15 protein-coding genes are annotated in these 15,107 nt (G+C 69.7%); 13 read left to right on the plus strand and 2 right to left on the minus strand.

The genetic code is table 11. From position 1 onward, the window contains the following. Window positions 1-5 precede the first annotated feature (5 nt). The 8 genes from QQA12_RS02970 to folK all read left to right on the plus strand — a co-directional run bounded on the left by QQA12_RS02970 (window position 6) and on the right by folK (window position 7,680). On the plus strand, window positions 6-551 hold the full coding sequence (locus QQA12_RS02970) for a DUF2242 domain-containing protein (protein WP_226050690.1): 546 nt from the start codon (window positions 6-8) through the stop codon (window positions 549-551). Between the two features lie 26 nt (window positions 552-577). After that, window positions 578-1,834: a hypothetical protein gene (locus tag QQA12_RS02975; RefSeq protein WP_226050749.1), complete on the plus strand. Its 1,257-nt coding sequence runs from the start codon at window positions 578-580 to the stop codon at window positions 1,832-1,834. Beyond that, entirely contained in the window at window positions 1,819-2,733 is a 915-nt protein-coding gene (gnd, locus tag QQA12_RS02980) for a phosphogluconate dehydrogenase (NAD(+)-dependent, decarboxylating) (protein ID WP_056931796.1), read from the plus strand. The genes QQA12_RS02975 and gnd overlap by 16 nt, the downstream gene beginning before the upstream one ends. Before the next feature lie 18 nt (window positions 2,734-2,751). After that, the gene (locus tag QQA12_RS02985) at window positions 2,752-3,099 is read left to right on the plus strand and encodes a BON domain-containing protein (protein WP_054662932.1); all 348 of its coding nucleotides are present in this window, start codon (window positions 2,752-2,754) and stop codon (window positions 3,097-3,099) included. Window positions 3,100-3,292: 193 nt separating this feature from the next. After that, the gene (locus tag QQA12_RS02990) at window positions 3,293-5,098 is read left to right on the plus strand and encodes an ATP-binding protein (protein WP_054662935.1); all 1,806 of its coding nucleotides are present in this window, start codon (window positions 3,293-3,295) and stop codon (window positions 5,096-5,098) included. Between the two features lie 11 nt (window positions 5,099-5,109). Next, the gene (locus QQA12_RS02995; RefSeq protein ID WP_054662938.1) at window positions 5,110-5,550 is read left to right on the plus strand and encodes a response regulator; all 441 of its coding nucleotides are present in this window, start codon (window positions 5,110-5,112) and stop codon (window positions 5,548-5,550) included. Between the two features lie 6 nt (window positions 5,551-5,556). After that, window positions 5,557-7,077 (plus strand): response regulator, encoded by a 1,521-nt coding sequence (locus QQA12_RS03000; protein ID WP_226050689.1) that lies wholly within the window; start codon window positions 5,557-5,559, stop codon window positions 7,075-7,077. Window positions 7,078-7,197: 120 nt separating this feature from the next. Then, window positions 7,198-7,680 (plus strand): 2-amino-4-hydroxy-6-hydroxymethyldihydropteridine diphosphokinase, encoded by a 483-nt coding sequence (gene folK / locus QQA12_RS03005; protein ID WP_054662944.1) that lies wholly within the window; start codon window positions 7,198-7,200, stop codon window positions 7,678-7,680. A gap of 16 nt (window positions 7,681-7,696) precedes the next feature. Here the strand turns inward: folK and QQA12_RS03010 are convergent, their stop codons facing one another. Continuing rightward, window positions 7,697-8,434: a pteridine reductase gene (locus QQA12_RS03010; protein ID WP_226050688.1), complete on the minus strand. Its 738-nt coding sequence runs from the start codon at window positions 8,432-8,434 to the stop codon at window positions 7,697-7,699. A gap of 54 nt (window positions 8,435-8,488) precedes the next feature. On the opposite strand from QQA12_RS03010, the gene QQA12_RS03015 reads away from it, so the two are divergent. From QQA12_RS03015 to QQA12_RS03030, 4 genes are all read left to right on the plus strand, one after another. Beyond that, a complete protein-coding gene (locus QQA12_RS03015) occupies window positions 8,489-9,673 on the plus strand; it encodes an SAM-dependent methyltransferase (RefSeq protein WP_226050687.1) in 1,185 nt (394 codons plus the stop codon). After that, on the plus strand, window positions 9,670-10,083 hold the full coding sequence (locus tag QQA12_RS03020; protein WP_226050686.1) for a VanZ family protein: 414 nt from the start codon (window positions 9,670-9,672) through the stop codon (window positions 10,081-10,083). Before QQA12_RS03015 ends, QQA12_RS03020 begins: the two co-directional genes overlap by 4 nt. A 310-nt stretch (window positions 10,084-10,393) precedes the next feature. After that, complete coding sequence (locus QQA12_RS03025; RefSeq protein WP_226050685.1) at window positions 10,394-10,948, plus strand: hypothetical protein; 555 nt, start codon at window positions 10,394-10,396, stop codon at window positions 10,946-10,948. 62 nt (window positions 10,949-11,010) lie between these two features. Continuing rightward, complete coding sequence (locus tag QQA12_RS03030; protein ID WP_226050684.1) at window positions 11,011-11,376, plus strand: cupin domain-containing protein; 366 nt, start codon at window positions 11,011-11,013, stop codon at window positions 11,374-11,376. Between the two features lie 63 nt (window positions 11,377-11,439). Here QQA12_RS03030 and QQA12_RS03035 read toward each other — a convergent pair whose 3' ends face one another. Then, complete coding sequence (locus tag QQA12_RS03035; protein WP_226050683.1) at window positions 11,440-13,737, minus strand: family 20 glycosylhydrolase; 2,298 nt, start codon at window positions 13,735-13,737, stop codon at window positions 11,440-11,442. Between the two features lie 99 nt (window positions 13,738-13,836). Here QQA12_RS03035 and QQA12_RS03040 point away from each other — a divergent pair, with 99 nt between their 5' ends. Further along, window positions 13,837-15,072 (plus strand): DUF1343 domain-containing protein, encoded by a 1,236-nt coding sequence (locus QQA12_RS03040; RefSeq protein WP_226050682.1) that lies wholly within the window; start codon window positions 13,837-13,839, stop codon window positions 15,070-15,072. Window positions 15,073-15,107: the final 35 nt, after the last annotated feature.

The raw sequence follows: 15,107 nt of genomic DNA on the forward strand, positions 1-15,107 counted from the left end.
GCGCCATGCACAGGCATCGTTCACGCGTACTGCTGGCCCTGGCCTGCTGCGCCGTCCTGGGCGGCTGTGGCGGCCGGGCCGCCGACACCCCGCTGCTGCGCGAGTCGTTCGACTCCGGCGATACCTATACCCGCGACATCGACGCGTCCCCGGCGCAGGCCTGCGAAGCGGCGCGCCGTGCGCTGCTGGGGCAGGGCTACGCGATCACCCGCGCCGGTACCGACAGCGTCGAGGCCAACAAGAATTTCCAGCCCAGGGAAGAACTGCACGAGCAGCTGGTGCTGCGGGTGTCCTGCGCGGCGCACGGCAATGGCCGCGCGCAGGTGTTCGCCAGCGCCGTGCAGGACCGCTACGCGCTGAAGAAATCGCCGACGTCGGCCAGCGTCGGGGTCGGCGCGCTGGGTTCGGTATCGCTGCCGTTCGGCGGCAACGACGATTCGCTGGTGCGGGTGGCCAGCAGCACGGTGCAGGACCCGGTGTTCTACCGTCATTTCTTCGAGCGCCTGCAGCAGTACCTGGCCCCGGCGGCTCCAGGGGACGCCGCGCGGTGAGGCGTGCCCGTCGCATCCCGGCCTGGTTGAGTGGATGCGCGCTGGCGCTGCTGGGCCTGGCACCGACGGTGGCGGCTGCCGATGGCGCCGCCTGCGTGCTCCCGCTGCTGCAACGGCTGGGCTGGCAGATACGCGAAAGCGACGTGCCCGCGCCGCTGGTGCACGGGGGCGAGCCCTGCCGCCGTGCCTCGCTGGACGATGCGCGACGGCACGGCGACCTGCAGGTGCAGGTGCCGCGCGGCTACGCAGGCGTCCCGCGCGAGCGCCTGCAGCGCGAGCTGCTCGAGCACCCCGCGACCCTGTGTGCCTACGCGTTCGAACTGGGCGAGGCCGCGCGCCGCGCCGCCACGCGCCTGCAGGACAATCGCGGCTACCGCTTCTCCGCGCTGCAGCTGGGGTGGATCGGGTTCGGCGCACGCGGCGCGCGTTCACAGGGCTGGCAGCGCTTCCGCAGCTTCGGCCGCGGCTACCGGCCGGTCGCCTCAAATTCGGTCGCGCTGGAGGCGTTCTACAGCGGGCGGGTGCGTTCGGAATGCGGCGTCGGTCGCCAGGTCGCGCAGCTGGCCACGCAGCGCGAGCTGTACGGCGATGCCGGCTTCGACCGCGAGTTCACGCCGGGCGAGTTGTCGATCGGCACCTTCCTCACCCTGCACGACACCCCCAGCATCCTGCTGGGCAGCCAGGCCGGCGAGTTCTTCTCCGACGGCAAGGCGGTGCGCAGCGCGCGCCTGGGACGGCAGGCGTTCATGGGCGTGCCCGGCTTCATCGAGCACGTATTCGACCGGCAGTACCTGGACGACATCAACAACCAGGCCGAGAACTTCATCATCACCGACGTCAGCGCACAGGCCGCCGATGCGCTGGCGCGGCACGGCGGCTTCGCCCACTACGACGCGCTCAACCGGCGCCTGTGGGAGCTGTCGCGGCAGATGCCGGCCACCGGCGGGCGCTACTTCGAGCGGCTGCTGCACGAACGCGACCCGGCGCTGCGCGAGGCGCTGCCGCTGGCGCAGCGCCCGTTGCTGGCGCAGATGGACGCGCTGCTCGCCGACCCGGTCTATGCCGGGCTGATGCTCTACGTGCACCCCAGGGGCATCCGCCCGCTGGGCTACCACATCGCGCGCCTGCTCGACCGCAATCCGCGCACGCCGTACGCCATCGACCTGGCCCTGCACAATCTGCACACCACGCTGTTCCGCCGCTGGCTGCAGGCGCAGCTGCGCGATTGCGCGGGGGCAACCGCTTACATCGACGAACGAGGTGGAACATGGAACTGGGCATGATCGGGCTGGGGCGCATGGGCGCCAACATGGCGCAGCGCCTGCACCGCGGGGGCATCCGCGTGACCGGCTTCGATCCCGGGCAGGCGGCACGCGAGCGCATGGCCAGCGCCGGCGTGGCCACGGCGGCCTCGCTGGAGGCACTGGTGCAGGCGATGCCTGCGCCGCGCGCGGTGTGGCTGATGGTGCCGGCGGCGGCGGTCGAGCCGCTGCTGGAACAGTTGCTGCCACTGCTGGCGCCCGGCGACCTGGTCGTGGACGGCGGCAATTCCTGGTACCGGGATTCGTTGCGGCACGCGCAGCGCTGCCACCAGGCGCAGGTGGCGTTCATCGACTGCGGCACCAGCGGCGGCGTCTGGGGCCTGAAGGAAGGCTACTGCCTGATGCTGGGCGGCGAGCCGGGCGCGATGGCGCGCCTGAAGCCGGCGCTGCAGGTGCTGGCGCCGGCGGCGGATCGCGGCTGGGCGCACGTGGGGCCGGTCGGCGCCGGGCATTTCTGCAAGATGGTCCACAACGGCATCGAGTACGGAATGATGCAGGCCTATGCCGAGGGTTTCGCGCTGATGCAGAAGAAGCAGGCGTTCGCGCTCGACCTGGCCCAGGTGGCCGAGGTGTGGCGGCACGGCAGCGTGGTGCGTTCATGGTTGCTGGACCTGGCCACCGACGCGCTGCGGGACAACCCGCGGCTGGAAGGCATCGCGCCCTATGTGCAGGATTCCGGCGAGGGCCGCTGGACGGTCAGCGAGGCGATCGAACTGGACGTGTCGGCGCCGGTGATCACGCTCTCGTTGCTGGAGCGCCTGCGCTCGCGCGAAGCCAACTCCTTCGCCGACCGGATGCTGGCGCAGATGCGCAGCGGCTTCGGTGGGCATGCGGTGAAGGCGGCCAACGATGGTGAATGAATGGGGAGGGGCGGGACGATGAAGAATCCCTGGCATGCATGGATCCTGCTGGGCGGATGCCTGTGCGGCGTGGTGGCGCTGCCACTGCACGCCCAGGCACCGCCGGAGCCGCCGCAGGCAGCGGCTCCGGAGCAGCCGGGCGACGCCTGGATCACCACCCGCATCCGTGCCGCGCTGGTGCCACTGCAGCGTGACGGCCATGCCGACGTGCGCGTCGCTACTGCCGCAGGCGTGGTCACCCTGGAAGGATCGGTCGACAGCCCGATCACCCGCGACCGTGTGGTTGAACTGGCCACTCGGGTATGGGGCGTGCGCGGCGTGGAGGCGCAGGCATTGCAGGTTGCCGGGACAACGCCGTATCCGTGACGGCGGGCGCCCTGCGCCGCGTTCACTCCGGCCGCGAATCATGCAATGCTTGCGCACCGGTTCGCATGCACTCGGCCGGCTCCAGTCCCAGGGGAGCCGCTCCCTTGGCACTGCCTGCCAACGGCCTGGCGTACCTGGGAAACCGTTCACGCTCATCCCGGTTTTGGTACCGGCCACAGGCTAAGGAATGAGGATGGCTTATCGATTCACCGACGAGGGCTGGGACCGCTGGCGCTTCGCCGGCCTGGCACTGGCCGCGCTGCTGATCGTCGTGGTGCCTTCGTTGTTGCTGTTGCAGCTCTCGCGCGACAGCGTCAATGCCGCCAACTGGGTGGCGCATACCCAGGCGGTGAGCGCACGCCTGTACGTGCTGCAGGCCGATATCCGCGATGTGGAGTCGGCCGCGCTGACCATGTCCAAGGGCGTGGAATCCGACGCGCTGCGGCAACGCCTGCGGCGCGCCGACTACATCGGGCAGACGCTGGGCGAACTGTCGAACCTGGTCAGCGACAGCCCGGAGCAGCTGGTGCGCATCGGCCGCATCACCTCCATGCTGGAACGGCGCATGGCGCTGGCCAAACAGATCGCCGACAGCGTCGATTCGCCGCGCCAGCGCCAGCTGATCGAAGAGATGACCTTCAGCTATCCGATCCGCGACATCGTCGTGGAACTGCAGCATCACGAAGAGCAGCTGCTGACCAAGCGCGTGGCGGCGGCGCAGCGGCAGCAGCGCCTGTCCACCCTGGTCACCTGGAGCACGCTGGCCGCGCAGCTGCTGCTGCTGGGGCTGGTGCTGTGGCTGCTCAAGCGGCAGATCGGCCGCCGCAACCGCGCCGAACAGCGCCTGCTGCAGGCCAGCGCCCGCGCCGGGGCGGTGCTGCAGACGGTGCGCGAGCCGATCGTGCTGCTCAATGCCGAGCAGCGCATCGTGCTGCACAACGCCGCCTTCGCCGAGCTCTACGGCGTGCAGGGCCGCGATGCCAACGGCCAGCCGCTGCAGTCGGTCGGCGAGGGCGCCTGGGCCGACCCGATCATCCACCAGCGCCTGGCCGACGTGCTGCTGCGCGGCCGCGAGCTGTGGGACTACGAGCACGAACAGCGCGGTGTCGATGGCCTGGTGCGGATCATGCTGGTCAATGCCCGGCGCATGCCGCTGCCGGACAGCGACGATGAAGTGGTGTTGATGACGGTCAGCGACGTCACCCTGCAGCGCGCCGTGCAGCTGCGCGTCGAGGAGCTGAACCGGCAGCTGGAAGGCAAGATCGAGCAGATGGCCGAGGTCAACCGCGAGCTGGAGGCGTTCAGCTATTCGGTCTCGCATGACCTGCGCGCGCCGCTGCGGCACGTGGCCGGGTTCTCCGACAAGCTGGCACGGCACCTGGGCGAGGACGCGGACGAGCGCTCGCGCCACTACCTGCAGGTGATCGGCGACTCGGCGCGGCGCATGGCGGCGCTGATCGACGACCTGCTGGTCTATTCGCGGCTGGGCCGCGGCGCGATGCGCCTGCAGCCAGTGGACATGCAGTCGCTGGTCGCCGACACGCGCGCGCTGCTGGATTCCAACCTGCGCGCCGAGGCCGGCGCCGACGGAACGGTACGCGACGTGCAGTGGAACATCGGCCCGCTGCCGGTCCTGGTGGCCGACGAGAACATGATGCGCCAGGTGTGGCTGAACCTGCTCGGCAACGCGGTCAAGTACACTGCCGGCCGCGAACACGCGCTGATCGAAATATCCGCGCAGCAGCTGCCCGACGGTGGGCACCAGTTCACGGTGCGCGACAACGGTACCGGTTTCGACATGCAGTACGCCGGCAAGCTGTTCGGCGTGTTCCAGCGCCTGCACAAGGCCAGCGACTATCCCGGCACGGGCATCGGCCTGGCCAGCGTGCGCCGCGTGCTTACCCGCCACGGCGGACGGATCTGGGCCGAGGCCCAGGTCGACCAGGGCGCCACCTTCCATTTCATCCTTCCACCCCCTGCGCCCGACGCGCACAGCTGAGGTCCACCCGAATGAGTCCCCTGCGTACCATCCTCATTGCCGAAGACAGCCCGGCCGACGCCGAAATGGCGATCGACGCGCTGCGCGACGCGCGCCTGGCCAATCCCATCGTGCACGTGGAGGACGGCGTGGAGACGCTGGATTTCCTGATGCGCCGCGGGGCGTACGCCAACCGCGAGGAAGGCCTGCCGGCGGTGCTGCTGCTGGACATCAAGATGCCGCGCATGGACGGGCTGGAGGTGCTGCAGCGCATCCGCGCCGAGGACGAACTGAAGCGCCTGCCGGTGGTGATACTGTCGTCCTCGCGCGAGGAAAGCGACCTGGCGCGCAGCTGGGACCTGGGCGTCAACGCCTACGTGGTCAAGCCGGTGGACGTCGACCAGTTCTTCAACGCGGTCAAGACGCTCGGCACCTTCTGGGCGGTCATCAACCAGGCCCCGGAGCTGGAGTAAGCGCAGATGCCCAACAAAGGGACGCCGTTGGGTCCATTGCGCATCCTCCTGGTCGAGGACTCGGCCGAGGACGCCGAGCTGCTGTGCGACCAGATGCTCGAAGCCGGGCTGGAATGCAGCTTCGAGCGGGTCGACAGCGACGCCGAGATGCGCGCGCTGCTGGCGCGGTGGGCGCCGGACATCGTGCTCTCGGACCTGAGCATGCCGGGCTTCTCCGGCTACCAGGCGCTGCGCATCCTGCGCGAGACACACCCGCAGGTGCCCTTCATCTTCGTCTCCGGGACGATGGGCGAGGAGACCGCGGTACAGGCGCTGCACGAAGGCGCCAACGACTACATCATCAAGCACCAGCCGGCGCGGCTGCCATCGGCGGTGGCGCGTGCCGTCCGCGAGGCGCGGCGCGAGATGGAGCGGTTGCGGGTCGAGGATGAACTAATGCGCGCGCAGCGGCTGGAAAGCCTGGCCCTGCTGGCGGCCGGGCTCAGCCACGACCTGCGCAACATCCTGCAGCCACTGCTGATCGTGCCGGACCTGATCCGCGACCGCAGCGACGACCCCAAGGTGGTGCGGCTGGCCGACGTCATCGCCGAATGCGGGCGGCGCGGCCACGAGATGGTCGAGTCGATGCTGTCGTTCGTGCGCGGTTCGCGCCTGCCCAGCGAGCGCATCGTGCTGCAGCGGCTGTTCCAGGCGGTGGGGATGCTGCTCAAGAGCAGCCTGCCGGGCAACATCGACCTGCACCTGGACGTGCGCGACGAGCGCATGGCGGTGGAGGGCAACTACACCGAACTGCAGCAGGTGCTGCTCAACCTGGCGCTCAACGCGATCCAGGCCATGCCCGATGGCGGCCGCCTGAGCCTGGTGGCCGAACGCGTGGCCACCACCGATGGCGAGCGCCTGTGCATCCGCGTGCAGGACCAGGGCATCGGCATGGACGAGACGACCCTGGAGCGGTTGTTCAGCCCGTTCTTCACCACCAAGGCCAGCGGCACCGGGCTGGGGCTGGTGTCGTGCAAGCGCATCGTCGAGAGCCTGGACGGCACGATCTCGGTGTCCAGCCGCCTGGGCGAGGGTACCTGCTTCAACCTGCTGCTGCCGTTGCATGGCGCGGTGGCGGAACCGGAAGTCGGCGACAGGCCGGTGGTCCCGGCCGGTCGCGGCCAGCGGATACTGGTGGTGGACGACGAAGCCACGCGCCTGTCGCTGCTGGGCAACGCACTGGCCAGCCAGGGGTACCGGCTGCGGCTGGCCGCGGACGGCGCAGCGGCGATGCGCCACCTGCAGGAGGCCGGCATGCCGGATGCGGTGCTGGTCGACAGTGGCATCCCGCTGCTGTCCGCCGGGCAGCTGCTCACCGAGATGCACGGCATGGGATACCGCGGCCCGGCCATCGTGCTGGAGGAGAACCGCAACGAAGCGTTTGCCGATGGCATGGTGCCCGCGGGAATCAGCGTGCACGTGCTGCCGCGCCCGCTGGAGATGCAGCGCGTATTCCGCGTCGTGGCCGACGCGCTGGGCACCGGCTGAGGCGCCGGCAACGCGCGCGGAAGGTTCTGGCGCCGGGTTGCCGGGTACTGGTCGCCCGGCCCAGGCCCTATCATGTGCGTCCCGATTGCGACCGCGCGGCGGCACGCCGCGCCTCCCCCGATGACGACCGTCCTACTCAGCCTGGGCAGCAACGTGCGCCCGCAACATCACCTGCAGGCGGCGGTGCAGGCGCTGCGCGAGCGTTTCGGGCAGATCACCGTCTCCCCGGCCTACCGCACGCCTGCGGTGGGCTTCGACGGCCCTGATTTCCTCAACAACGCGGTGATGCTCGATACCGGCCTGCCGCTGGTGGAACTGGACGACTGGCTGCATGCGGTCGAGGATGCGCACGGCCGCGACCGCAGCGGGCCGCGTTTCAGCGACCGTACCCTCGACATCGACGTGGTGTACTACGGCGACCTGGTGGTGGAAGGCCCCGGGCACCTGCGCATCCCCCGTCCCGAGCTCAAGCATGCCTTCGTGCTCAAGCCGCTGGCCGACATCGCCCCGGATTTCATCGACCCGGTCCGTGGCCTCAGCCTGCGGCAGATGTGGCAGGCGCACCCGCAGCACGGCCACGCGTTCGACACGGTCGCGCTGTAACCGGCACGCCGCGCGGCTAGGTCAGCGTACGCCCGCCATCGAGCCGTAGCGTCTGCCCGGTGATGTAGCCGGCATCGTCCAGCAGCCAGCGCACCGCCGCGGCGATCTCGTGCGGCGTGCCGGTACGCGCCAGTGGCGTGCGCTCCATCAGCTTGTGCTTGGCCGCCTCGCTCTTGCCCTGTTCCGGCCACAGGATCGCGCCGGGCGCCACCGCGTTCACCCGTACGTGCGGGGCCAGTTCCAGCGCCAGCGAGCGCGTGGTCATTTCCAGCGCGGCCTTGGCCGCTGAATAGGCCGGGTGGTCGCGCAGCGGCTGGCTGGCGTGCAGATCGGTCAGATTGACGATGGCCCCGCGCTGCCGGCGCAGGTGCCCGGCGGCGGCCTGGGCCAGGAAGAACGGCGCGCGTGCGTTGACCGCGAACAGCTCGTTCCACTGCTCGACCTGGACCTGGCCGAACGGCGTGGGGAAGAAATTGGAGGCATTGTTGACCAGCGCGTCGAGCCGGCCGAAATGCGCCACCACCTCCTCGACCAGCTCCGGCAGCGCCTGCGGGTCGCGCAGGTCGGCCTGTACCGCCAGCACGCTGCCCGGGCGCTCGCTCTCCAGGTCGAAGGCCAGCGCCTGCAGCTCCTCACCCGACTGGTGCGCGTGCAGCGCCAGCCGGTAACCATGGGCGTGCAGGTGGCGGGCGATGACCGCGCCGATACGGCGCGCGCTGCCCGTCACCAAAGCCACCCGTTGCGGATCCGTCATCTGCGTTTTCCTCGCTCGGCTATCCTGTGCATTGTCTCCGCAAACCGCCGTGCCATGCATTCCGACCTGCCCCTGCCCGAATCCGACGCGCTGGCCCACAGCGAGCAGCTGGCCGCGCACCTGCGCGCGGAGATCCTCGCCCAGGGCGGCGCGATGCCGTTCTCGCGGTTCATGGAGCTGGTGCTGTATGCGCCGGGCTGGGGCTACTACAGCGCCGGCGCCAGCAAGTTCGGTGCTGCCGGTGACTTCGTCACCGCACCGGAAATGGGCACCCTGTTCGCCGCGGCCACCGCCAACGCGCTGGCTCCGGCATTGCGCGGGCTCGGTGCACAGGCGCGCGTGCTGGAACTGGGCGGTGGCAGCGGCGCGTTCGCCGAGGCCGCGCTCGGGCGCCTGGCCGAACTGGACGCCCTGCCGGCGCGCTACGCCATCCTCGAACCCAGCGCCGACCTGCGCCAGCGCCAGCACCAGCGCCTGCAGGACGCGCTCGACCCGGCGGTCTTCGCCCGCGTGGAATGGCTGGACCGCCCGTTCGAGGACGAATGGGACGGCGTGCTGTTCGCCAACGAGGTGATCGACGCGCTGCCCACGCCGCGCTTCCTCATCGACCAGGGCGAGGTCTACGAGGAGACCGTCGAGCTCGACGGCGAGGGCCGCTTCGTACGCGGTGCGCAGCCGGCGGACATGCTGCTGTCGGCCGCGGTGCGCCACGTGGAGCGCTACCTGGAGCGCCCGTTCGCCGACGGTTACCGCTCGGAACTGCTGCCGCAGCTGCCGTACTGGATCCAGGCGGTCGCCGGCGGCCTGCGCCGCGGCGCCATGCTGTTCGTCGACTACGGCTACACCCGCGCCGAGTTCTACCAGGACGACCGCCGCGACGGCACCGTGCGTGCGTTCTACCGCCACCGCGTGCACAACGACGTCTACCGCTGGCCGGGCCTGCAGGACATCACCGCCTCGGTGGATTTCACCGCGCTGGCCGAGGCCGGCACCGGCGCCGGCTTCGACCTGGCCGGCTACTGCCACCAGGCCGGCTTCCTGTTCGGCAACGGCATCACCGCCCTGCTCGAGGACGCCGATGAGCGCACCGACGAGGTCGGGCGCGTGCGCCTGCGCGAACAGTTCAAGCGCCTGACCCTGCCCACCGAAATGGGCGAGCGCTTCCAGGTGATGGGCTTCAGTCGCGACGTCGACCTGTCGGCGGCGTTCGCGATGGGCGACCTGACCTGGCGCCTGTGAGCGGCCCGCTGTTCAAGCCGCTGCGCCACCTGCCGTTCTGGATCGGGCTGTGGGTGCTGGCGGTGCTGGGCGTGGTCGCGGTGTGCCTGCTCCCGCCGCCGCCGTTGCCGCCGCTGCCCGAGAACGGCGACAAGGCCGAACACCTCATCGCCTATTTCCTGCTTGCGGCCAGCGCGGTGCAGCTGTTCCGCCGCGGCCGCGCGCTGGCGGCCGTGGGCCTGGCGCTGATCGCGATGGGCGTGTGCATCGAGTTCGCGCAGGGCGCGCTGACCGCTACCCGCAGTGCCGACCCGTTCGACGCGCTGGCCAACACCGTCGGCGTAGCGGTGGGACTGGCAACGGCGTTCACCCCGCTGCGCGACCTGCTGCTGCGGCTGCAGCCGCGTCGCGACGCCGAGCGGAAGCAGTAAAAGCGCGCCTCCATGCGCAGGAGCAAGTAGACGGCGCTTCCTGAGGGTTGCCGGCAGTTCGAGGTGGCAGGAAGGCGACTTCGCTGCTGCCGCTGCCTCCACGTGTTGTTTCGGGAAGGTGCTGGCCGGCTTCTGCCGGAAATGTCCCCGCTTTCCGGAGTCCGCCACCTGCGTTGAGAGCGTACGGCCAGGGTGATACCGTCCATGCAGGGCAACACGGCACGCCTGCGCACCAGTGATGCACATCAGGGGCGGGGGAGAAGTTCTTCGCCCTCCATCTTCCGAGCGCGCGTCTTTCACGGAGTGCGGAGTGCCGATCGCTGTAACCGTGCAGATCTTGCGCGATCTCTTTCGGTATCAGGATCATCGCCGCATCAGCGCCTGCTGGCCGCGTCTACCAACGGGCGTACGACGAACACTTCAGGCCGATGCGGCGTCACGGCGCGGTCCAACTAAGGCATGGGGAAGCATGTATAGCTATTACTGGCTCGAAAAATTAGAGCACGACGGGGAATTGCTCGTCCTTCATCTCGCGCAACTCGTGCGTGGTGAGCAGGATGAATTTATCGGCCTTCCCCTTGTAGTCAAACCTGAGTCGCCCCGCTTTTCAGTGCATTTCGGGGAGGTCGGTGCATTCAAGACCGTGCCAGAGATGTTCGATGAGGTCTCGGAAGGGGCCGAGAAGGTGGGGTCCTTCTTGTTCCGGGAGTCTTCCAGCGCCTACATGAAGGAAATGGGGGAGCAGCTGGAATTCGCGCGCGATATTGGGCCTGGGAGCTTGCAGCACCATATCGTGTACGCGGAGAACGCGGTCACTCATGTACTCAGTGCCCATGCTCCCGTGGTCTCCGAGCGGTCGCGATAGATCTTGGTTCGTCCCTGCGACCCTCGCTTTGCGGCACAACTCAACCCAGGCTTTGAAAGCACATGTCGGATACCGCCATCAACCTGCAGGAAAAGCTGGCCCGGTTCTCGGAGCATTGGTCGCCCCGGGTCATCGCGGAGATGAACGACTACCAGTTCAAGCTCGCCAAGGTGCTCGGTGAGTTCGTCTGGCATTCGCATGCGGACACCGATGAGGTGTTCATCGTGCTGGCCGGTGAGATGGTGCTCGAGTTCAGGGACCGGTCCGTCGCGCTTGCCGCCGGCGAAATGTACGTGGTGCCCAAGGGCGTGGAGCACCGCCCTGTGGCGTCCAGCGAGTGCAGCATCATGCTGGTGGAGCCGCGCGGGGTGGTCAACACCGGCGACGCCGGCGGCGCCTACACCGCACCGAACGATATCTGGGTGTAACCCGCGCGCTGCCGGCGCGTCCGGGCGGCCCCTGCAGCGGCGCGCCGGTACCCATGCGCGCCGCTAGCGCAGCGTCACCCGGTCCAGCACCCACATATCCGGGCGGAAGTCGCCGCTGAAGCGGATGCACAGCGCTTCGGTTTTGTCGGTGTGGTGCAGCAGTGGCGCGTGCAGGGTGATGAAGCCGTCGGCGTCGGGGCGTGCGGGCAGCGGTGCGGTGGCTATGCGCTCGCCGTCGCAGGAGCCGGCGCGGATGTCCAGTTCGCCATGCGCGCTGCGTGCGGGCAGGAAGCGGCGGCGGGCGTTCTCTTCCTCGCTCTGGTCGATGATGTAGGGCAGGCGGCCGGCGCGTACTTCGATGCTTTCCGCGCCGGCCATGGGCGCCTGTTCCCAGCGCCAGCACGGCTGCATGAAGGCGACGTTGAACAGGGCGCGCCGGCCGTCGGCCTGCACGGTGTCGTCCTGCATGCGCAGCACCGGGCCTTGGGCGATGCACGGCTGCAGCTGCGCGTTGCCGCGGCTGCGCAGGCTGGCGGCAGTCACCTCGAAACGCTGCGCGGGCTGCAGCGCGTTGTCGCCGGCGAAGGCGGCGGTGCGCAGCTGCAGCGGCAGCCCGGCCTCGATGGGGCCGGCGTACAGCGGCGACCGCGCCGTCGGCTCGCTGCCGTCGAGCGTGTAGCGCACCGGGTAGCCGAGCGGATTGGACAGCTGCAGCGTTGCCCTGCCGGCAGCGGCGGGCGCATCGTCCAGCAGCACGCCGAACGGCGTGCGCGCATAGCCGACGCCCAGCGCCTGGTAGCGCCGGGTCCAGGCCGGCAGCCGCTGCAGGAAGCTGGCGTAGTCCTTGCCGGCCTTTGGCGTCCAACCGGTCTCGGCCACTGCCAGCAGGCGCGGGAAGGTGTTGTGCTCGACCGCGGAAAACCGCACGTCGTCGGTGGTCCACATGTTGGCCTGCAGGCCGAGGATGTGGTGGTGCCGGTCCGCATCCAGCGCTTCGGGCACCGGTTCGAAGCGGTAGAACCGCTCCATCGGGATCAGCTTCGGCCGCGGGCGGCCGCCGGGCTCGTCCGGCGAATCGGTCTGCAGGTAATCCAGGTACAGGTCGGCGTTGGGCGACATCACCACGTCGTGGCCCTGCCGCGCGGCGGCGAGGCCGCCGTCGATGCCACGCCAGGACATCACCGTGGCGTCGGGCGCCAGGCCGCCGTCGAGGATCTCATCCCAGCCGATCAGACGCTTGCCGTGGCCGTGGACCTGCGCTTCCAGGCGATGGATGAACCAGCTCTGCAACGCATCCTCGTCGGCCAGCCCGAGCTCGCGCATCCGCGCCTGCACGCGTGGCGACGCCTGCCACTGCGCCTTGATGGCCTCGTCGCCGCCGACGTGGATGTAGGGGCCGGGGAACAGCTGCGCCACTTCGGCGAACACGCCATCGAGGAAGTCGAACGTGGCATCGTCCACGTTGAACAGGTTGGCGTGGATGCCGCGGTGCGCGGAAACCGGGATCTGCCGGCCCTCGGTACCGAGCGCCGGGTAGGCGGCGATGGCGGCGGTGGCATGGCCGGGCATGTCGATCTCCGGCACCACGGTGATGTGCAGTGCGGCGGCATGGGCGACGATGTCGCGGATATCGTCCTGCGTATACCAGCCGCAGTAACGCACCGGCGTGCCGCTGGCCGGATCGACGCCGGCATCGCCGGCGGGAACCCGGCAGCCACCGACCTGCGCCAGGCGTGGATGGCGCTTGATCTCGATGCGCCAGCCCTGGTCGTCGGTCAGGTGCCAATGGAACACGTTGAGCTTGTGCAGCGCCATCGTGTCGAGCAACTGCCTGACCTGCGCCGGGGTCTGGAAATGCCGGGCCGAATCGAGCATGTAGCCGCGCCACGGGAAGCGCGGCGCATCGTCGATGCGCATGGCCGGCAGCGTCACGCGCGCGGCGGCGCTCTGGGTGAGCAGCTGCCACAGGGTCACCGCGCCATGGAACAGGCCGGCCTCGCTGCTGGCGCGGATCGTGATGCCGTCGTCGCCGACGCTGAGCGCATAGCCTTCCGCCGGGATGCCGCTGCCCGGTTCGACAGCCAGGCGGATGCCGTGCGTGCCTTGGCCGCGCGCGGCGATGGACAAGGGCGTGCGTCCGGCCTTTGCGAGGAACGCGTTGAGCTGGCCCGCAACCCGCATCGCGGCGTCGCCCTCGGCCTGCACGACGGTGCTGGCGTCCACGGAGAAGGCCGCGGCACCGGCATCGACCCGCATCGAGGCCGGTTGTGGAATGAGCGAGGGAACGATGGCGTCGCCGCCGGCGCGGACCGGCTGGCACAGCACCAGCAGGCAGAGGGACAGCCACGCGGATCGACGCATCATGGATTCCGGTTGCGCAAGGGCCAGGCCGGATTATCCGACGATCGGCTATCGTTGCCCATCGCCGCCCCTGCTCCGGATACGCGCATGCATGGATACATGAGAAACCTTTTCCTGTGCGGGCTGTTGCTGGCGGCGACGGTGCCGGTGCAGGCCATCGCGGCGGTTGGCGATGGACCCGAGCCCGGCATCGAGGTGCTGCTGCGCGAGCGCGCCGATGCGCTGAAGGGCAAGCGCATCGGCCTGGTCACCAACATGACCGGCGTCGACCGCGCGCTGCGCAGCGACATCGACCTGCTGGCCGCGCGTACCGACGTCCAGCTGGTGGCGCTGTTCGGCCCCGAGCATGGCGTGCGCGGCGACGTGCAGGCCGGTGGGCACGTGGATTCATCGCGCGATGCGGCCACCGGATTGCCGGTGTACAGCCTCTACGGCGAGCACCGCGAACCGACCCCGGAGATGCTGCGCGGCATCGACCTGCTGCTGTTCGACATCCAGGATGTGGGGGCGCGTTTCTACACCTACCCGTACACGCTGGCCAACGTGCTGCGCGCGGCGCGGCGCGACGGCATCCCGGTGTGGGTGCTGGACCGGCCCAATCCGGTCGGCGGGCTGAAGGTGGAAGGCCCGGTGCTGGAGCCGGCGCAGGCCTCGTTCGTGGGCATGTTCCCCATTCCGGTGCGCCACGGCATGACCATCGGCGAACTGGCGCGGTTGTTCAATGCCGGGTTCGGCATCGGCGCCGATCTCAGCGTGGTGCCGATGCGCGGCTGGCAGCGCGGCGATGCCGAGCCGGGCGGGGCGATGCCGTGGGTACCGCCGTCGCCGAACATGCCCACGCGCGATACCGCGCTGGTCTACCTGGGCACGGCGCTGCTGGAAGGTACCAACGTGTCCGAGGGCCGCGGCACCACGCGGCCGTTCGAGACCCTCGGTGCGCCCTTCGTCGATGCGCGGCAACTGGCCGATGCGCTCAACGCGCTCGACCTGCCGGGCGTGCGCTTCCGCCCGACCGCGTTCACCCCGAGCTTCTCCAAGCACGCCGGCAAGGCCTGCGGCGGGGTGCAGATCCACGTCACCGACCGCGAGGCTTTCGTGCCGTTCCGTACCGGGCTGGCGGTGGTCAAGACCCTGCACGACCTGTATCCGGATGCGTTCCGCTTCCAGTCCGATGCACCGGGCGCGACGCCCGGCTTCTTCGACAAGCTGGCCGGCAATGCCTGGCTGCGCGAGGCGATCGGGCGGGGCGATCCGCTCGATGCGATGCAGACGCGCTGGCAGCCGGAACTGCGGCGGTTCGAGGCGCTGCGCACGCGCTATCTGCTGTACCCGTGAGGGCGGCGGGGATGCTCCCCGACGCCCCCTGCGGG

It is taken from the genome of Stenotrophomonas sp. 17(2023) (assembly GCF_030345315.1).
GTDB lineage: Bacteria > Pseudomonadota > Gammaproteobacteria > Xanthomonadales > Xanthomonadaceae > Stenotrophomonas > Stenotrophomonas acidaminiphila.